Genomic DNA, 18930 nt, shown 5'->3' with positions numbered 1-18930 from the left:
AGGAAAGAAGAATCATGGCTGGTGAACGACAGGCTCGTCTGGCGGACCGCATCCGCGTCATCCTCGCCGAGCGGCTCGAGAAGGGCCTGCGCGACCCGCGCCTGGGCTTCGTCACGATTACCGACGTCCGCGTGAGCGGCGACCTTCAGCACGCCTCGGTGTTCTACACCGTGCTCGGCAGCGAAGAGGAGCGGCTCTCGAGCGGTGCCGCTCTGACGTCGGCCACCGGGATGCTGCGCAGCGAGGTCGGCCGTCAGCTGAGCACGCGTCTCGTGCCGACGCTCGAGTTCATCCCGGACGCGCTGCCGGAGAACGCCGACCACATCTCCGCCCTGCTCCGTCAGGCTCAGGAGCGAGACGCGGAGGTCGCGAAGCTGGCCTCCTCTGCGTCGCACGCAGGCGACGCGGATCCCTATCGTCACGACGACGACATCGAGGACTGAACCCTCCGAGGTCGCCGTTTGCTAATCTCTGCACAGCGAGAAGCGTCTCGCGGCTGGGGGGATCAGCATCGACGTCTGGAGTGTGCACGGAGCGCAGGCAGCGGCACCGGAGGTGCTCGCCTCGACGGTGGAAGCACTGCTCGCGCAGGACGTGAGCTGTGCGCCGCACGTGGTCGCCCGACTGCACGCGGAGCTGAACGGCGACCCGATCACCATCCGCGACGTCGCCGCACGGCTCGATTTCGCGCAGCGTCAGGGGCTGCGTCCGCTGCCCTCACCGCTGCCGATGGTCGCCTCGATCGAGGTTCGCTACGACAGCCTCGAGCTGTCCGTCCGCGACCGTGACCTGCTGCTCGCCGTGGCGGTGCGCCTCGACGACGACCTCGACCCGCTGATCGCGTTCGACGGGCGGGTGGCCGCAGAGATCGTCGCGAGCGGCGCCGGTGAGCATCTCGTGGTCAGGGCCGGCCGCGTGCGGTTCCGCGACCCGCTCCTCGCCGTGTGGCTCCGTGCCGAGGCGCCTGCGGCCGACGAGTCCGCCGTCCACAGGCGGCTGGCCGCCGTCTTCGCCGACCGCGATGACCGCGTCAGCGCCGACTGGCATCGAGCCAGGGCGTCGCTGCACGGCCTGCCGGCCGCGGCGCCGGAGCTCACCAGGATCGCCCGGGAGCTGTCGGAGGCGGGGCATCAGGACCGGGCGCTCCTCCTCTCGGCCGAGGCGGCCGCGCATGCGGCAGGAGTCGACCGCGACGAGGCGAGGCTGGTGGCAGGCGTGACGTCGATCGCCGCCGGGTACGCCGCGGAGGCCGTGGCCTGGCTCGGCAGCCTGTTCCCTGAGGGCGCCGAGCGCTACCGCCTCCAGGGGCTGGGCGGCCTGATCGTCGCTCAAGCGCATCTGCAGGGCGCGGTTCCCGACATCGAACCGGGATCGCTTCGCCCCCGCAGCGACGACCCTGAGGACTGGTACTCGTGGGCGCGCGCTGCGGCGTTCGGCGCGGTCCTCTGCGCCGAACGCGGCGAGCGGCGCGGCATGCGCACGTGGCTCGAGGCTCTCCGCGAGGGGTGTGCCAGGGTCGGCGCCGAGCGCGAGCTGCGCGATCCCGTCGTCGCGCTGGCCTGGCTGATCGCCGGGGAGAGCGAGCAGGAGGATGCCACTGGCACGGGGCCGCTGACCGGCGGGATGCTCCAGGCGCTGCGCGCCGCGATGGGCGGGGACGTCGATCGGGGACTCCGTCACCTGGCCCTGGCGGACTCGGGGATCGAGTCCGAGAGCGACCCGTTCGTGGCCGGCTTCGAGTTCAGCCCGCTCGTGAAGGCGTACCGCGCGATCGCCGAGGCCCTCCTGCTGGTCTGGCGCGGCGACCTGGGGGAGGCGCGGAGGTGCCTGCTGCGCGCCGCGGTCTCCCTGCCCATCGCTCTCCCGTTCGACGGACTCGGCGTCGTCCTCGTCCGCAGGCTGGACCTGGCCGTGCTGGGTCGCCTCGGCCCCTTCGCGCTCGCCCTCACCGCCGCGCTCCCCGCGCCCGCGAGGATCGACCAGCTCGTCGATCGGGGCATCGAGGCGTATCTCGGCGGATCTTTCGACGAGGCGTCCTCGTTCCTGCAGCTCTGGACCGATCGCGGTGCGCCGCAGCCGGCCTTCGCCGTGCCCGACCTCGACGAGGTCGCCGTGATGTCCGGCGACCCGGAGCCGGTGCGGCGGATCGGACCGCCCGAGATCGCCCTCGCCCAGCGGCTCTGTGCGCGCGTCGCCACGACGCCGGATGCGCGGTGGCGCGTGGAGGGCCCCGGCATCGGCGAGGCCGCACGCGCGCTCGCGTCACCCTTCGCGCGGGGGCGCGTCGAGGCGATGCTCGGCATCCGATCCGTGATCCGGGAGGAGCACGCGCTGGGCGCGGAGCACCTGCGGACCGCGCGTCGTCTGTTCGAGGTCGCGGGCGCCGACGCCTGGGCGTCCGCGATCTCCGCACGGCTGGAGAAGCTCGAGGACGCGGCGGGAGGGACGGAGCGGAGCGCGAGCCCCTTGACGTCGTGTCGTCGCGCCTGGGAGGCGGTGCTGACCGCGCGCGAGCTGGAGGTGGCGATGCTCGCCGCCAGAGGGGCGCCGAACCGGGAGATCGGCGAGGCGCTGAACGTCTCGGTACGGACGGTCGAGGTGCACCTCGGTCGTGCGTTCGCCAAGCTCGACGTGCGCAGCCGCGTCGAGCTCACGGTGCTGGCGCACCGCACGGCTCAGTATCTGTGACGGCCGGTCAGCGGGGGAGCGCCAGCATCTCGCCGTCAGCCTCTGCCAGTCCGTCGGCGATCAGCGAGTCGATGGCGCGGTCGCGCTGGAGCGGATCCGGCCAGTCCGCGAGGACGGCGGCGAGCGGGACGCCGGAGGGTGCGGCGTGGCGAAGCATCCGCAGTGCGGCGCCGCGCGCCTGACGATCCGAGCCCTCGTATGCCGCCTGACGGCGGCGGGTGTCTCCGGTGTCAGGGCGTCCCTCGGCGACCCAGGCGCAGCTCGCGACCAGCGGGCATTCCTCGCAACGGGGCGCGCGTGCCGTGCACACCGTCGCGCCGAGCTCCATCGCCGCGGCGTTGAAGACCGCGGACTCGTCGTCGGATGCTGGCAGCAGCGACTCCATCAGCGCGAGGTCGCGCCTCGACGGCGGGGCGGGCTGGGCCAGACCCTGCACTGCGCGCGCCAGCACCCGGCGAGTGTTCGTGTCGACGACCGGATGCCGGTCTCCGTACGCGAACACCGCGACGGCCCTGGCCGTATAGTCGCCGATGCCGGACAGCGCGAGCAGGGCGTCGACGTCCCGGGGAACGATGCCGTCGTGGAGCTCGGTGATCTCCACGGCAGCCCTGTGCAGCCAGAGCGCCCGGCGGGGGTAGCCGAGGTTCGCCCACTGCTGGAGCACCTCGGCCGGGGTCGCCGCCGCGAGCGCGCGGGGCGTCGGCCAGCGCGTCAGCCACGCCTCCAGATGGGGGATGACGCGGTTCACCGGCGTCTGCTGCAGCATGAATTCGCTGACCAGCGTGCCCCAGGCCCCGAAATCGTTACGGAATGTCGCCCTTCTCCACGGCAGATCCCGGGCGTTACCTCGGTACCATTCCGCGAGAGGCGGCATTCCCGCGGGGGCGGGGGGCGACGAGGGAGACACCTCGTCAGCCTAAGCGAATGCCGCCCGACCGGAGAGCAAGGGGCATCGCATGAACATCAGGACAGGCAGCGCCATCATCGCGACGGGTTTCCTCGTCGCAGCACTCGCCGGCTGCGCGCCGGCCTCGACGGGCGGCGCACCGTCGTCGAGCCCGACGCCGGCCCCGTCGCCGAGCGCGACACCCACCGAGAAGCCGACCACGGCGCCCGAGCCCGATCCGGACGACACGTCCACCTGGATCATCAGCCCGGAGGGAGTGGGGCCGATCGAGATCGGCGGAGATCTCGCGGCGACGCTCGACGGGCTGCCCGACACCTGGGAGCACGACACGGCCAACTGCTCGTGGACGGCGTGGTGGAACGCGGATGACGCCAGCCACGGGATCTTCTTCGTTCGGGGCACGGAGAGCGACACCGCGCCGATCAGCGAGATCACCGTGTACACGACCGCCGAGATCCCGATGGTCGCGGACGCGCCGGTCACGGCGGAGGGGCTCGGACTCGGCGCGACGAAGGAAGAGGTTCTCGCCGCCTACCCGGGCGCCCAGGAGGGCACTGCTCAGATCGGCGGCGGCACCTGGATCATGCTCCCCGGCGACGATGAGGCCCATGTGTTCTTCGAGTTCCGCGAAGGGGTCGTCACCGCGTCCGATGTCACCGTGACGACCCGCAGCGAGCCCTCGTACGAGGTGTGCGGCTGAGCATCCGCCCGCATCGTAGGCTTGAGGGATGGTCTCGCCCGGCATCCTCCTCGTCGACAAGCCCGCTGGACTGACCAGCCATGACGTCGTCGCGCGCACGCGTCGCGCGTTCGGCACGCGCAAGGTCGGCCACGCCGGCACGCTCGACCCGATGGCGACGGGACTTCTCGTGATCGGCATCGAGGGAGCGACGCGCCTGCTCACCTACATCGTGGGCGCCGACAAGACGTATGAGGCGACGATCCGGCTCGGGCAGACGACCGGCACCGACGACGCGGACGGGGCGATCCTCACCCGCGCCTCGACGCAGGACTGGGCCGGTGTCACTGCGGAGGGCGTCGCGGACGGCGTCCGCGCCCTCACCGGATCTATCTCACAGGTGCCGAGCTCCGTGTCCGCGATCAAGGTCGACGGAAAGCGCGCCTACGATCTCGTCCGTGCCGGCGAGGAGGTCGTTCTCGCCGCCAGAGAGGTGACGGTCTCGCGCTTCGACGTCCTCGCGCAGCGACAGGGCGACGGCTTCCTCGACCTCGACGTCGTCGTCGACTGCTCCTCCGGCACGTACATCCGGTCGCTGGCGCGGGATCTCGGCGCCGGTCTCGGGGTCGGCGGTCACCTGACCTCCCTTCGGCGCACCAGGGTGGGCGACTTCGACGTGGCGGATGCCGTCGGCATCGACGCACTCGACGACGCGACCGTGCTCACTCCGGCGGAGGCCGCCGTGCGGGTCCTCGACCGGCTCGACGTCTCCGCCGAGGAGGCGCGAGACCTCCGCCACGGCAAGCGGCTCGTCGGTCAGGCCGCCCGGCTCGCCGGCGCCCTCGCCGCCGCGATCGACGAGGACGGCGTCCTCGTCGGGATCGTCGAGAAGCGCGGATCCGATCTGAAGAGCGCGATGAACATGCCGGAGGCGGTCCGATGATCCTCTGGCTCACCGTCGCGCAGATCGCGGTCGCGGTGGCGGCGGGTCTGTTCTGCCTCGCCGCAGGGCTCCTCGGCCGCCGACCGAGCGATTTCACGGTCGGCGCGCTCGCACTCGTCGAAGCGCTGCTCCTCGTGCAGGTGATCGTCTCGATCCTCGCGCCTCTCACCGGGAACCCGCCCACCGGGGACCTTCTGGAGTTCTGGGTGTACCTGGTCTCCGCGGTGCTGCTGCCCGTCGGCGCGGTGCTGTGGGCGCTCATGGAGCGCAGCCGCTGGAGCACCGTCGTCCTGGGCGTGGCAGCCCTGGCGATCGCGATCATGCTGTGGCGGATGCAGGTGATCTGGACCGTCCAGATCGCGTGAGCGGGCCCGCACCGCGGGCCGGTGACCGGCGAGCCGCAACTAGGATGGAGGACGCTATGAGCACTCCCGTCCCCTCCTCCCGGATGACCGGCATCGGTCGCGTCCTCGTCGTCGTGTACGCGGTGATGGCGCTGGCGGCGACCGGGCGCAGCTTCGTGCAGATCGTCCGTCGCTTCGACGAGGCCCCGCTCGCCTACTCGCTGTCTGCCGTGGCTGCGGTCGTGTACATCCTCGCGACGCTGGCCCTCGTGCTGGCGCGTCGACGGGGCTGGTACACGGTCGCCTGGGTCGCGATCGTGTTCGAGCTCACCGGCGTGATCGTCATCGGTGCGCTCAGTCTCGTGCTGCCCGAGCTGTTCTCCCATGACACCGTGTGGTCGGTGTTCGGGCGGGGCTATCTGTTCATCCCGCTGGTGCTGCCGGTGTTCGGCATCTGGTGGCTTCGCACTCATCGCCCGTCCGACGTTCCGGCCGAACCCGTCGAGGTGACCGCATGATCGTCTTCCGCGGCCCAGGGGAGGTCCCGGCCGGCTTCGGCCCCTCGGCCGTCGCCATCGGCAAGTTCGACGGCGTGCACGCCGGCCACCGCGCCGTCATCCGCCGGCTCAAGGAGCGCGCGGCGGCATCCGGCTCCCGGGCCGTCGCCGTCACGTTCGACCGCAATCCGCTGGCCGTCCTGCGCCCGGATCGGTGCCCGGAGAACGTCGTGACCACCGACCGCAAGCTCGAGCTCCTCGGAGAGCTCGAGCTGGACGCGACGCTCCTGCTCACCTTCGACGCCGAGCTGGCCTCGCGCAGCGCACAGGAGTTCGTCGTGGACATCCTCGTGGAAGCGCTCGAGGTCTCGAGCGTGCTGGTCGGCGAGGACTTCCGCTTCGGGCGCGGGGGGTCGGGCACCCCCGAGCTCCTGCGCGAGATGGGATCGCAGCACGGCTTCACAGTGGAGGTCGTCGAGGACGTCTTCCTCCCCGGCTCGGATCGCAGGGTCTCCTCGACCTGGATCCGCGAACTCCTCATGGAGGGTGACGTCGCGACGGCGGCGGAGGTGCTCGGCAGGCCTGTCGACGTGCGCGGCGAGGTCGTGCACGGCCTCAAGCGCGGACGGGAGCTGGGTTTCCCGACCGCGAACCTGTCGGCCGTCGTCGACTCCTTCGTCCCCGCCGACGGCATCTACGCGGGGTGGCTCGTCGATCACGACACCGGCATCCGGCATCCGGCAGCCATCTCGGTCGGGACCAATCCGACGTTCGACGATGTGCTGGAGCGCCAGGTCGAGGCGCACGTGCTCGGTGAGAGCGGACTGGAGCTGTACGGTCACGATGTGACCGTCGAGTTCGCAGAGCGCCTGCGGGGCATGGTGGCCTTCGAGGGCATCGAGAAGCTCAAGGACCAGATCGCAGCCGATGTCCTCGACGCGCGCCGCGTCCTCGACGCGCGGGGCTGAAGGCCGGAGGAACTCTCCGTGTCACTCTCGACGTCCTGCCGGGGGGATGGCGTAGACTTGCCAGCGGTTGCAGAGGATTCCCGTGCGTGCATCGCGCATCGTCCGCAACCGGAACTACTGTTCGTACAGTCCTGGTGACGCCACCGACACTTCGGAGCGATCTCACGCCACCTGCGGACACCGAGACGGCCACCGCATCCGGCCGGATGCGTCGGCCCTCACGCTCAGGAGGAGCATGCCGACCACGGCAACCGCCGCCACGCGGCGCAAGAAGACGACTCGTCGCGACGACGAGGCCCCCCTCATCCCGATCCTCGCGCGCAAGGTGCGCGAGATCGAGGCGAAGTCCCAGCGGGGGAAGCTCGGCCCGACCAACCGGGTCAAGTTCCAGGTGATCGCCTTCCTGGTGCGCGAGGAGCGCGCCAGGGTGAAGGCGGATGCCGGGCTCGGCGACGCCGCACGCGCAGAGCTGCTCAAGCGGCTCGACGGCGTGGCGACGATCCTCGCCAAGACGGCGGCGCGCGACACCTCCCTGATCCAGCTGCTCGAGGCGGATCAGGCGACGTCTCCCGTCGCCAAGCGGATGCGGCGCGACTGGCTCCTGGAGTCCGGTGCGGAGCTCGCCCCCGAGGAGCTCATCATCGCCGACGTGGCGCCGGTGCAGGCGCCCGTCGTCCCGGCGGCCATCGCCGAGCGCCAGGTGACCCCGCCCTCCGTCGAGGCGCGCCAGCTCGCGAACCCGTTCCTCGCACCCGACCTGACCCCGCGGGCGACCAGCACGCCGCGTCGCCGCCTGGACGGCTGGGAGCTGATGGGGCCGCTGTACAAGTCCTTCGAGATCGGCGCCGGCGGCGGTGCCGCGACGATGGACCTGCCGCCCGCGCCCGAGTTCGACCACGTGTCGCCCAAGGGCCTCGAGGTCATGGTGCACCAGTCGCGCTTCCTGGAGGCGGTCCGCGGCGGTCACCGCAGCTTCCTCCTCGCCGACGAGCCCGGCCTCGGCAAGACGGCCCAGTCCGTGCTCGCCGCCTCCGTAGCGGGCGCCTACCCGCTGCTCGCGGTCGTCCCCAACGTCGTGAAGATGAACTGGGCGCGCGAGGTCGAGCGGTGGACCCCGCAGCGACGGGCCACCGTCATCCAGGGCGACGGCGACGACATCGATGCCTTCGCCGACGTCTTCATCGTCAACTACGAGATCCTCGATCGCCACCTGTCCTGGCTCGCGTCGATCGGCCTGCGCGGCATGGTCGTCGACGAGGCGCACTTCATCAAGAACCTGAACTCGCAGCGGTCGCAGAACGTGCTGTCCCTCGCCACCCGGATGCGCGAGCGCACCCCCGGAGGCAAGCCGCTGATGCTGGCGCTCACGGGCACCCCGCTGATCAACGACGTCGAGGACTTCGACGCGATCTGGCGCTTCCTGGGCTGGACGACGGGGGAGAAGCCCGGACCCGAGCTCATGGAGAAGCTCGACGCCACCGGGTTCACTCCGGCGGACAAGGCCTTCTATCCGGAGGCGCGCGACGCCGTGATCTCGATGGGCATCGTGCGCCGCAAGAAGAAGGATGTCGCCGCCGATCTGCCGGACAAGCTCATCGCCGATCTGCCGGTGCAGCTGGACGACGAGTTCGGGCGCAGCATCCGCCAGGCCGAGCGGGAGCTCGGCGAGCGCCTCGCAACCCGCTACCGCCGCATCATCGACGCCCGCGGTGATCGCGGACTCGCCCCCGGCGAGATCGACGAGGACATCGTCCGTCTCGTCGCGCAGAACGAGCTCGAGGAGTCGAAGGCCGCGGGTACCGGGGGAGACAACGTCTTCACCATGGTGCGGCGCATCGGCCAGGCCAAGGCCCAGCTCGCGGCGGACTACGCGGCTCAGCTCCAGCGCTCCGTCGGCAAGGTCGTGTTCTTCGCGAAGCACATCGACGTGATGGACCAGGCGGAGGCGCATTTCGCCTCGGCCGGCATCCGCGCCGTCTCGATCCGCGGCGACCAGACCTCCACCGCCCGCCAGCAGGCGATCGACGCCTTCAACGGCGACCCCTCGGTCGGCATCGCGGTGTGCTCGCTCACCGCGGCGGGCGTGGGCCTGAACATGCAGGCGGCGTCGAACGTCGTGCTCGCCGAGCTCTCGTGGACCGCTGCGGAGCAGACGCAGGCGATCGACCGCGTCCACCGCATCGGTCAGGACGAACCGGTCACCGCGTGGCGGATCATCGCCGCGCACACGATCGACACCAAGATCGCCGAGCTCATCGACCAGAAGCAGGGGCTCGCGGCCCGTGCGCTCGACGGCGAGGCGATCGACGACACGGCGGGGGAGCCGGTGCAGCTCGCCGCGCTCATGCATCTGCTGCGCGAGGCGCTCAGCGGCTCCTGACAGTCGTTAAGAACCGTGGTTCTTGCCGCTGTTTTCGCGGCGATCGGCCCAGCTTCTCGAAGTTCTGCCGATTCGTCGCGAAACGGCCGCAAGATTCCGGGTTTTCGGCGTCACGAATGGCGCTGTGCGGCGTCGGGGCGCTAGTGTCGATCGCAGGCAGCGTCGCCTCATCCCCCCATCACCCGAACAACCGAAGGCGGCAGCATGAAGATCGGCATCCTGACGAGCGGTGGCGACTGTCCCGGACTCAATGCGGTCATCCGTGCGATCGTGCTGAAAGGCACCCAGGTCTACGACCTCGAGTTCGTCGGCATCCGAGACGGCTGGCGCGGCGTCGTCGACGGCGACTTCTTCCCGCTCACCCGGCACGAGGTCAAGGGGCTCTCGAAGGTCGGCGGCACGATCCTCGGCACCAGCCGGACCAACCCCTACGAGGGTGAGCGCGGCGGTGCGGAGAACATCGCCAAGACGCTGTACGGCCACAAGATCGACGGCATCATCGCGATCGGCGGCGAGGGCACTCTGGCCGCCGCCGACCGCCTCGCGAAGGACGGCATCAACGTCGTCGGCGTCCCGAAGACGATCGACAACGACCTGCGTGCGACCGACTACTCGTTCGGCTTCGACACCGCGGTGAACATCGCCACCGAGGCCATGGACCGCCTGCGCACCACCGGCGACTCGCACAAGCGCTGCATGGTGGCCGAGGTCATGGGACGTCACGTCGGCTGGATCGCCCTGCATGCCGGAATGGCTGCCGGAGCGCACGCCATCTGCATCCCTGAAGTGCCGATGTCCCTCGAGGAGATCGCCGAACTCGTCACCAGCGCGCACGACCGCGGTCGCGCGCCGCTCGTCGTCGTCTCGGAGGGCTTCAAGCTGCTCGGCATGGATGAGGCGTACAGCGACAAGGGCCTGGACGCCTTCAACCGCCCTCGGCTGGGAGGCATCGGCGACCAGCTCGCCCCCGAGATCGAGCGGATCACGGGGATCGAGACGCGGGCGACCATTCTCGGCCACATCCAGCGCGGCGGTGCGCCGTCGGCGTTCGACCGGGTGCTCGCCACGCGCCTCGGCATGCATGCGGCGGATGCCGTCGTCGACGGGGCCTGGGGCCAGATGGTCGCGATGCAGGGCACCGAGATCGTGCGGGTCCCGTTCGCGGAGGCGCTCGGCGAGCTGAACACGGTGCCGCGCTACCGCTACGACGCCGCGGCCACGCTCTTCGGCTGAGTTCGGAGCCACCTGCGCCGCCTCGCATCAGGCGACCACGCGAGAACAGGCGGAATGCGCAGGCATTCGCCTGTTCTTGCTCGAAGGCCTGCGTCGGCGGCACGGCTCACCGGATGCGGTGCAGGCCCTGGGCGATCGCGGTGAGCACGGTGTGCGTCACGAACTCCGGCTGGAACAGGAGCTGGTGGTAGTCGAACCGCAGCACGGTGAAGCCGAGCAGGACGAGCCGGGCATCCGCGGCGATGTCTCGGCGGCGGTCCCTGCCCTGGTGATGCGCGAAGCCGTCGAGCTGGACGATCAACCGGTCGCCGATGAGCGCGTCGACGGGCCGACCGTCGATCCAGACCTGCTGTCGTACGGCGACCCCGACCTGCCGCATCAGCTCGACGAAGTGGGTCTCCAGGCCCGAGTCCGACAAGTGCTCCGAGCGCTCCGCGAGCCGACGCGCAGGGCGGCTGCACCACTCGGTGCGTCGCAGGTGCTCCGCGTCGGTCAGCCCGGTCCTGATCGCCGACTCCCAGACGGCGAGAGCCTGCACCGGGGCGAGGCAGCGGGCGACGTGGAAGAGAGTGTTCAACAGCGGCTCGCGGCTCGCCCGCCGCGCTGTCGGCACAGGGCCCGTGGCGCGATGGACGAGCACGCCGATCGGCGGGATGCGCGACGCCGAGTGCGGGAGCGCCACATGAACGGGCTTTGCATCCGACGCCGGCGTCCACAGCCCGAGCTCGCGAGCCGCGGTCACGCATGTGACGCGCCCGCCGACCGATGCGGCGGCGAACGCGGCGGGGGAGCAGGCAGGCGTCACGAGCCACGAACGGCGCACCCGGAGCAGCGTCCCCTTCTGCACGGCATCCCGGATCTGATGGTCGGTGTAGCCGGCGCTGCGGAGGACCGAGGAATGAGCCACGTCGCCGTGCTCGTGCATCCACTGTCGCAAAGACTTCATCCCGCGATGATGGCCCGTATCTTCGGTTGCGCTGACGCGGTGCACGTCAGATCGACGAACTCGCTCCGATCGGGCATCGGTGCAGAAGGAGTCCGCTCGCGCCGGGACAGGCGATCATGCGCGAGCAGGCGGATGTGGTCGCGGAAGGCCTGCCGCGGCGTGATCGCCTGTTCCCGCGAGCCGCAGAGGCGCAGGGCTGCAGAGGCGCAGACCCGCCGCGGCCTCCGCCCTCAGCCCGCGAGTCCGAGGACGTCGAGGATCCAGGCCAGCTCGAAGGCGCGCTCCTTCCAGGAGTTGTAGCGCCCGCTCACGCCGCCGTGCCCGGCGACCATCTCGCACTTCAGCAGGACGTCGGATGCTCCCGCGTCGCGCAGCCGCGCGACCCATTTCGCGGGCTCGACGTACATCACGCGCGAGTCGTTGAGGGAGGTGACCGCGAGGATGCGCGGGTAGCGGATGCCGTCGCGGACGTTCTCGTACGGCGTGTACGACTTCATGTACTCGTAGACGTCCGCGCCGTGCAGCGGGTCGCCCCATTCGTCCCACTCGATGACCGTGAGCGGCAGCGAGGGGTCGAGGATCGTCGTGAGCGCGTCCACGAACGGCACGCCGGCGAGCACTCCCGCGAACAGCGACGGCGCGAGATTCGTCACCGCGCCCATCAGCAGTCCGCCCGCGCTGGCGCCTTCGGCGACGAGGCGGTCCGGAGAGGTCACCCCGGCGGCGACCAGATGCTCGGCGCAGGCCACGAAGTCGGTGAAGGTGTTCCTCTTCTTCAGCAGCTTGCCGTCCTCGTACCACTGCCGGCCCATCTCGCCGCCACCGCGGACGTGCGCGACGGCGAAGATGACGCCGCGGTCGAGCTCGGAGAGCCGGGCCACGGAGAAGCCGGGGTCGATCGAGTGCTCGTACGACCCGTACCCGTACAGGTGGAGAGGGCGCACCTCGGAGCCCGGCTCCCCGAACGACCGCTTCCAGACCAGCGAGATCGGCACCAGGGTTCCGTCGGTCGCCGTCGCCCAGTCGCGTCGCTGCCCGTAGTCGGCCGGATCGTAGCCGCCGAGCACGGGCACCTGCTTTCGCAGCACGAGCCGGCGCGTGGCGAGCTCGAGCTCGTAGACCGTGCCGGGGGTGACGAAGGAGGCGTAGCCGAGGCGGAGGAAGGGGGAGTGCCACTCCGGGTTCCCGCTGACCCCGGCGGAGTAGAGCGGCTCGTCGAACGCGACATCCTCCAGGGAGTCCGTGGCGTAGTCGAGCAATGCGACGCGCTCGAGGCCCTCTCTGCGGTACTCGACGGTGCCGAAGTCCCGGAAGGCATCCATGCCGAGCAGTCGCCGTCCCGGCTCGTGGGCCAGCACCACGCGCTGCTCGCCCTGCGGGTCGGCGGCGGCCACCGACACGAGCTCGAAGTCGAGCGCATCGCGGTTGTGCAGGATGTACAGCCGGTCCTCGCCGTCGACCACCGCATGCTCGAACGAGTACTCCACTCCCTCCTGCCGGGGCCAGACCAGCCGGGGCTCCGCGGTGAGGTCACCGTCGAGATCGACGATGTACTCCTCGCTCGTGATGCTCGAGCCGACGCCGATCACGAGGTACTTCCGGCTCCGGGTGATGCCTGCGCCGAGCCAGAAGCGCTCGTCGGGTTCGTGGAAGAGCTTCACGTCCTCGGCGACGGGGGTGCCGATGCGGTGCAGCCACAGCGTGTCCGGCCTCCACGCCTCGTCGCGGGTGGTGTAGACGACGCCGGTGCCGTCCGGTGTGAAGAACGCGCCGCTCGTGTCCGGGATCTCGTCGGCCAGCGTCTCGCCCGTCACGAGGTCGCGCACGTGCACCGTGTAGAGCTCGTCGCCTTCGAAGTCGGTCGACCACAGCAGCCGCGTCGCGTCGTCGGACGTGTCGAAGGCGCCCAGGGAGAAGAACTCGTGCCCCTCCGCCTCCGCATTGCCGTCCAGCAGCACGATCTCGCCGGGCACCGGGACACCGGGCTGGAGCACCGGCGGCGTCCAGTCGCCCGCGGCGGCCGCAGTGCGGCAGTGGATGCCGTACTGCGACCCCTCTTCGGTGCGGCTGTAATACCACCAGTCGCCGCGCCGGGTCGGCACGGACAGGTCCGTCTCCTGCACGCGGCCCTTGATCTCCTGGAAGAGCTGCTCGCGCAGGCCCTCGAGATGGGCTGTCGCGGCATCCGTGTGGGCGTTCTCCGCCTCGAGATGCGCGACGACCTCGGGGGACTCCTTCTCACGCAGCCACTCGTAGGGATCGTCGAACGTGTCGCCATGGTGCGTGCGGAGGGTCGAGCGGCGGGCGGCGCGAGGAGCATCAGTCACGCGCTCCACGCTAGCCCAGGTCGAGTTGACCGGTTCCCGGGAGGATGGGAGGATTTACCGGGGCCGGTTAACGGAAGTCAAACCCACGGTGAACTCTTCGTTCATCACGTCGATCACGTCGACACTCACCCTCTTCCTCAACGACCGAAAGCGAACGGTGGAAACCGCAGCCCTCATCGTCGTGCTGGTGATCGCGCTGGCACTCTTCTTCGACTTCACCAACGGATTTCACGACACCGCGAACGCGATGGCGACGCCCATCGCCACCGGCGCGCTGAAGCCCAAGACCGCGGTGCTCCTCGCCGCCGTCCTGAACCTCGTCGGCGCCTTCCTGTCGACCGAGGTCGCGAAGACCGTCTCCGGCGGCATCGTCCGCGAGGACGCCATCAGGGAGATGGGCGCCGAGGTGTTCCTGCCGCTGATCTTCGCCGGACTCATCGGCGCGATCACCTGGAACATGCTCACCTGGCTGCTCGGCCTGCCCTCGAGCTCCTCGCACGCGCTGTTCGGCGGTCTCATCGGCGCCACGCTCGTGGGCGTCGGCTTCATGGGGATCGACTTCGGCGTCGTGCTGTCGAAGATCATCCTTCCCGCGCTCATCGCGCCGCTCACCGCCGGGATCATCGCATTCGTCGCGACGAAGATCGCGTACTCGATCACCCGCCGCTATGACGGCAAGCCGGACGGCCGCGACGGCTTCCGGTGGGGCCAGATCTTCACCTCATCCCTGGTCGCCCTGGCGCACGGGACGAACGACGCCCAGAAGACGATGGGCATCATCACCCTCGCCCTCATCACGATCGGCTGGCAGTCCGACGCGCACCACGAGCCCGAGTTCTGGGTGATCGTCGCCTGCGCGTTCACCATCGCGCTGGGCACGTACCTCGGCGGCTGGCGGATCATCCGCACCCTCGGCAAGGGCCTGACCGACGTCAAGCCCGCTCAGGGCTTCGCCGCCGAGAGCTCCACGGCCGCGACCATCCTCGCCTCCAGCGCCCTCGGTTTCGCGCTGTCGACCACCCAGGTCGCCTCCGGCTCCGTCATCGGCTCCGGTCTCGGCCGCCGCGGCTCGATGGTGCGCTGGGCGACCGCCGGGCGCATCGCGATCGGCTGGCTGCTGACTCTTCCGGCCGCCGGGGCGGTCGGCGCCGTCGCCGCCCTGCTCGTCCAGTGGCTGGGCAACTGGGGCGTCGCGATCGACGCCGTCCTCGCTCTCGCCGTGATCATCGGCCTGTTCCTGCGCTCGCGACGCGACGAGGTCACCCACGCCAATGCGATGAGCGACGTGGCAGAGTCGGGCCTCGCCGTGGAGCTTCCGGACACCCCGCCGCCCACACGTCGTCAGCAGCGCATCGAACAGGCAAAGGCCGAGGCGAAGGCCCGGGCGGAGGCGCGCGAGAAGGCCAAGGCGAAGGCGAAGGCCGAAGCGAAGAAGAAGGCCGAGGCGAAGAAGAAGAAGGCCGAAGGCAAGGCGTCGAAGCCGGCGAAGGCTCAGGAGGCCGCCGTGCAGAGCAGCGAGGAGTCGAAGTGAACGTCGTCATCGACTGGGTCGCCTTCGGCCAGGTGTTCCTCGCCGCGCTGATCGGCGCGAGCGCCATCGTCACCTTCTACGCGCTCGGGCTCCGGCTGCTCGTGCGCAGCGGGCGGGCCCCCGTCGTGAGCCCGGCCGAGTTCACCGACGCGATCACGGTGATCTCCGAGAAGGAGCTCAAGCGAGCGGCGAAGCAGGCGGCGAAAGCGGCCAAGAAGAGCCCCCTCACCCAGGGGGAGAAGAACCTGGCGCTGGTCGGGGCTTACGGATGCTTCGTGCTCTGCGCCGCCGCTGTGATCGCCGGCATCCTCATCATCGTCGTCGGCCACTGACGGTCATCCGCCGTTTCGGCGGTGACCGCCGCCGGGCGGCCGAGGGATTCAGCGCAGGAGCCCGGCGACGAGGTCGTCGATCACCGCGTCGGTGGAGGTGGCGGGGTCGATCGGCGTCGTCAGCCGATCGAGCAGCAGTCCGTCGATCGCGTAGTGGAACAGCGCGATCTCGCGGCGTCCTCCGGGCAGCCCCGCCTCGGCGTTGAAGGCGACATCCGCATCCAGGCCGGCGCGCTGCCATGCGCCGAGCACCGCGGCGACCTCGGGACGCCGGCTGCTCTCCAGCCGGAGCTCGAAGAGCGCGATGGTCACCTCGCGGTCATCGGTGAGGCGCCGGACGATGTCGCGCACGTAGTCGGCGAAGAGCCCGGGGCCGGGATCGCCCTGCGCCCGCCGCTCGAGATCGTCGGGGGTGGGGGCGAGGCGTTCGCCGATGCGGTCGACCAGGCCCGCCACCAGGGCGTCGCGGCTGCGGAAGTAGTTCGAGGTCGTCCCGGTCGGCACGCCGGCGGCCTCGTCGACCGCGCGGTGGGTGAGGCCGCGGGAGCCCTCCCGTGCGAGCACGGCGAGCCCCGCGTCCGCGATCGCCCGTCTCCTCGTCTCGTTCTTCGCCATGTGCGCACTCTATCGGCATCACTACAGGTGACGTGCTGGCCGGTGTCCGGGGTGACCCCTAGGCTGGGGGCATGTCCGTGCCCTCCGCCGCCGGAGAACACGTCTTCGGCCGGCACCAGCCCGCCTCGCACGTGCTCGTCCACGTCAGCGACCCGCACTTCCTCGCCGCCGGCGCGAAGCTCGGAGGCCGGTACGACGTGCAGGCCAGCTTCGCGCGCACGCTCGAGGCGATCCGCGCCGTCCATCCGCACCCGGCCGCGATCGTGGTGACGGGCGACCTCGCGGACCTCGGGGAGCCGGACGCCTATCGTCGGCTCCGCGAGGCGCTGGAGCCCGTGGCGGAGGAGCTGCGCACCAGGGTGGTCTGGGTCGCGGGGAACCACGATGAACGGCCGGCGCTGCGTGCGGAGCTCCTCGGGCTCGCCCCGACCGAGGATCCGGTGACCGGTGTGTGGGACCTCCACGGTCTGCGCCTGATCGCTCTGGACACGAGCGTTCCCGGCTGGCACCACGGCGACCTCGACGACGCCCAGCTCGAGTGGCTCGCCGGCGTGCTGGCCGAGCCGGCGCCGCACGGGACGCTCCTCGCGATGCATCATCCTCCGCTGCCGAGCCACCTGCCCCTGTTCGACATCCTCGAACTCCGGCATCAGGACGAGCTGGCGGAGATCGTCCGGGGCTCCGACGTCCGCGGCATCCTCGCCGGGCACCTGCACTACTCCGCCCACGGCACCTTCGCCGGCATCCCGGTGAGCGTGGCCTCGGCCACCTGCTACACGATGAACGTCGCGCGCCCGGCGGCCGAGGTCAACGGCATGGACGCGGCGCAGGCGTTCCAGCTCGTGCACGTGCATCCTGACACCATCACCCACACCGTCGTCCCTGTGACCGGGGCGGAGACAGGGGACTACTTCTCCGAAGCGTGGCTGCGGCGCATGGCGGCGCTCACTCCGGAGGAGCGGCTCGAGGCGTTCTCGCGCAAACCTGGGCGCTGAGATCAGAACGCGCAGTCCGCACGGCGTAGACTGTTCACATCCCCCATTCCACTCACTCGCCACCACCCACAAGGATGTGACATGGCTTCTGCCGCGCCCGCCCTCACCCGTACCGAGACCGATTCCCTGGGGAGCATGGAGATTCCCGCCGACGCGTACTGGGGGATCCACACCGCTCGCGCCGATGCGAACTTCCCGATCACGAAGCGACCCATCTCGGTCTACCCCGACCTCGTCATCGCGCTCGCGATGGTCAAGCAGGCCAGCGCCCGCGCCAACAGGGAGATCGGCGTCCTCGACGCCGAGCGCGCCGACCTCATCGACCGCGCCGCGCAGCGCGTGATCGACGGCGAGTTCCACGACCAGTTCACGGTCGGCGTCATCCAGGGCGGCGCCGGCACCTCGACGAACATGAACGCGAACGAGGTCATCACCAACATCGCGCTCGAGATGGCCGGCCGCGAGAAGGGCGACTACGAGTACCTCTCGCCGATCGACCACACCAACCGGAGCCAGTCCACGAACGACGTGTACCCGACGGCCGTGAAGATCGGCCTGTCGCTCACGCTGCGCTCGCTCCTCGAGGAGCTCGACCTGCTGCGCCAGTCGTTCCTCCGCAAGGCCGCCGAGTTCCACGACGTCCTCAAGGTCGGCCGCACCCAGCTGCAGGACGCCGTGCCGATGACCCTCGGCCAGGAGTTCCACGGCTTCGCGAGCACGCTCGGCTACGACCACACGCGCCTGACCGAGAACGCGTGGCTCATGTACGAGATCAACATGGGCGCGACCGCGATCGGCACCGGCATCACCACGCACCCGGACTACGCGCCGGCGGTGCTCAAGCACCTGCGCGAGATCTCCGGACTCGACCTCGCCACCGCCACCGACCTCGTCGAGGCCACCAGCGACACCGGCTCGTTCATGTCGTTCTCCTCGTCGCTCAAGCGCAACGCGATCAAGCTCTCGAAGATCTGCAACGACCTGCGTCTGCTCTCGTCGGGTCCGCAGGCGGGTCTCGGTGAGATCAACCTGCCCGCCATGCAGGCCGGCTCCAGCATCATGCCGGGCAAGGTGAACCCGGTCATTCCCGAGGTCGTCAACCAGGTGGCGTTCGCCGTCGTCGGCGCGGACATGACGGTGACCATGGCCGTCGAGGGCGGACAGCTCCAGCTGAACGCCTTCGAGCCGGTCATCGCGCACTCGATCTTCCAGTCGATCACGTGGATGCGCCAGGCCATGTGGACGCTGCGCGTCAACTGCGTCGACGGCATCACCGCCAACCGCGACCGCCTGGGCGCGATGGTCGGCGCCTCGGTCGGCGTGATCACCGCCCTGACCCCGTTCATCGGCTACGCGGCCGCGGCGGCGCTGGCGAAGACGGCCCTGCTGACCAACCGCAACGTCGCCGACCTCGTCGTCGAGGCCGGGCTGATGTCGCGCGAAGAGGTCACCAAGCAGCTCTCGCCGGCCCGCCTCTCGGGACTGGAGACGATCACCGCGGCGATCCCGGTCGTGGCGGCCGAGGACCTGCCGCAGGTCTGAGTC

At 70.4% G+C, this 18930-nt stretch carries 17 protein-coding genes; 13 read left to right on the top strand and 4 right to left on the bottom strand.

Annotated features, from left to right (window positions below):
- Positions 1-14: 14 nt before the first annotated feature.
- Together rbfA and G6G98_RS17210 are read left to right on the top strand one after the other, a co-directional pair.
- Positions 15-443 (top strand): 30S ribosome-binding factor RbfA, encoded by a 429-nt coding sequence (rbfA, locus tag G6G98_RS03845; RefSeq protein ID WP_067351028.1) that lies wholly within the window; start codon positions 15-17, stop codon positions 441-443.
- A gap of 82 nt (positions 444-525) precedes the next feature.
- Positions 526-2688: a helix-turn-helix transcriptional regulator gene (locus G6G98_RS17210; protein WP_279587585.1), complete on the top strand. Its 2163-nt coding sequence runs from the start codon at positions 526-528 to the stop codon at positions 2686-2688.
- Positions 2689-2695: 7 nt separating this feature from the next.
- Here the strand turns inward: G6G98_RS17210 and G6G98_RS03835 are convergent, their stop codons facing one another.
- A complete protein-coding gene (locus G6G98_RS03835; protein WP_164233939.1) occupies positions 2696-3562 on the bottom strand; it encodes an A/G-specific adenine glycosylase in 867 nt (288 codons plus the stop codon).
- Positions 3563-3644: 82 nt separating this feature from the next.
- On the opposite strand from G6G98_RS03835, the gene G6G98_RS03830 reads away from it, so the two are divergent.
- The 7 genes from G6G98_RS03830 (at position 3645) to G6G98_RS03800 (ending at position 10639) form a co-directional block, all read left to right on the top strand.
- On the top strand, positions 3645-4295 hold the full coding sequence (locus tag G6G98_RS03830) for a hypothetical protein (RefSeq protein WP_164233654.1): 651 nt from the start codon (positions 3645-3647) through the stop codon (positions 4293-4295).
- 28 nt (positions 4296-4323) lie between these two features.
- Positions 4324-5217, top strand: coding sequence for a tRNA pseudouridine(55) synthase TruB (gene truB, locus G6G98_RS03825; protein WP_164233655.1), 894 nt, complete (start codon positions 4324-4326; stop codon positions 5215-5217).
- Positions 5214-5582: a hypothetical protein gene (locus tag G6G98_RS03820; RefSeq protein WP_067351044.1), complete on the top strand. Its 369-nt coding sequence runs from the start codon at positions 5214-5216 to the stop codon at positions 5580-5582. The genes truB and G6G98_RS03820 overlap by 4 nt, the downstream gene beginning before the upstream one ends.
- A 56-nt stretch (positions 5583-5638) precedes the next feature.
- The gene (locus G6G98_RS03815) at positions 5639-6079 is read left to right on the top strand and encodes a hypothetical protein (RefSeq protein ID WP_243841992.1); all 441 of its coding nucleotides are present in this window, start codon (positions 5639-5641) and stop codon (positions 6077-6079) included.
- Entirely contained in the window at positions 6076-7026 is a 951-nt protein-coding gene (locus G6G98_RS03810) for a bifunctional riboflavin kinase/FAD synthetase (RefSeq protein ID WP_067351049.1), read from the top strand. The genes G6G98_RS03815 and G6G98_RS03810 overlap by 4 nt, the downstream gene beginning before the upstream one ends.
- A 235-nt stretch (positions 7027-7261) precedes the next feature.
- Entirely contained in the window at positions 7262-9406 is a 2145-nt protein-coding gene (locus tag G6G98_RS03805) for a DEAD/DEAH box helicase (protein WP_164233656.1), read from the top strand.
- Between the two features lie 204 nt (positions 9407-9610).
- A complete protein-coding gene (locus G6G98_RS03800; RefSeq protein WP_067351054.1) occupies positions 9611-10639 on the top strand; it encodes an ATP-dependent 6-phosphofructokinase in 1029 nt (342 codons plus the stop codon).
- Between the two features lie 106 nt (positions 10640-10745).
- On the opposite strand, the gene G6G98_RS03795 is transcribed toward G6G98_RS03800, so the two are convergent.
- Both G6G98_RS03795 and G6G98_RS03790 read right to left on the bottom strand, forming a co-directional pair.
- Positions 10746-11585 (bottom strand): endonuclease domain-containing protein, encoded by an 840-nt coding sequence (locus tag G6G98_RS03795; RefSeq protein WP_164233657.1) that lies wholly within the window; start codon positions 11583-11585, stop codon positions 10746-10748.
- Positions 11586-11815: 230 nt separating this feature from the next.
- Positions 11816-13912 (bottom strand): S9 family peptidase, encoded by a 2097-nt coding sequence (locus G6G98_RS03790; RefSeq protein ID WP_164233658.1) that lies wholly within the window; start codon positions 13910-13912, stop codon positions 11816-11818.
- A gap of 157 nt (positions 13913-14069) precedes the next feature.
- Between G6G98_RS03790 and G6G98_RS03785 the strand changes: the two genes are divergently transcribed.
- Positions 14070-15443, top strand: a complete 1374-nt coding sequence (locus G6G98_RS03785; protein WP_164233659.1) for an inorganic phosphate transporter — start codon at positions 14070-14072, stop codon at positions 15441-15443.
- Complete coding sequence (locus G6G98_RS03780) at positions 15440-15775, top strand: peptidase (protein ID WP_164233660.1); 336 nt, start codon at positions 15440-15442, stop codon at positions 15773-15775. The genes G6G98_RS03785 and G6G98_RS03780 overlap by 4 nt, the downstream gene beginning before the upstream one ends.
- A 48-nt stretch (positions 15776-15823) precedes the next feature.
- Here the strand turns inward: G6G98_RS03780 and G6G98_RS03775 are convergent, their stop codons facing one another.
- Entirely contained in the window at positions 15824-16390 is a 567-nt protein-coding gene (locus G6G98_RS03775; protein ID WP_164233661.1) for a TetR/AcrR family transcriptional regulator, read from the bottom strand.
- 71 nt (positions 16391-16461) lie between these two features.
- On the opposite strand from G6G98_RS03775, the gene G6G98_RS03770 reads away from it, so the two are divergent.
- Complete coding sequence (locus tag G6G98_RS03770) at positions 16462-17385, top strand: phosphodiesterase (RefSeq protein ID WP_067351069.1); 924 nt, start codon at positions 16462-16464, stop codon at positions 17383-17385.
- Between the two features lie 81 nt (positions 17386-17466).
- Positions 17467-18927, top strand: a complete 1461-nt coding sequence (locus tag G6G98_RS03765; RefSeq protein ID WP_067351072.1) for an aspartate ammonia-lyase — start codon at positions 17467-17469, stop codon at positions 18925-18927.
- The last annotated feature ends 3 nt before the right edge of the window (positions 18928-18930 follow it).

Origin of the sequence: Microbacterium hydrocarbonoxydans (assembly GCF_011752045.1) — a bacterium.
In the GTDB taxonomy this organism is placed as follows: domain Bacteria; phylum Actinomycetota; class Actinomycetes; order Actinomycetales; family Microbacteriaceae; genus Microbacterium.
This window is presented reverse-complemented; position numbering and strand designations above follow the sequence as displayed.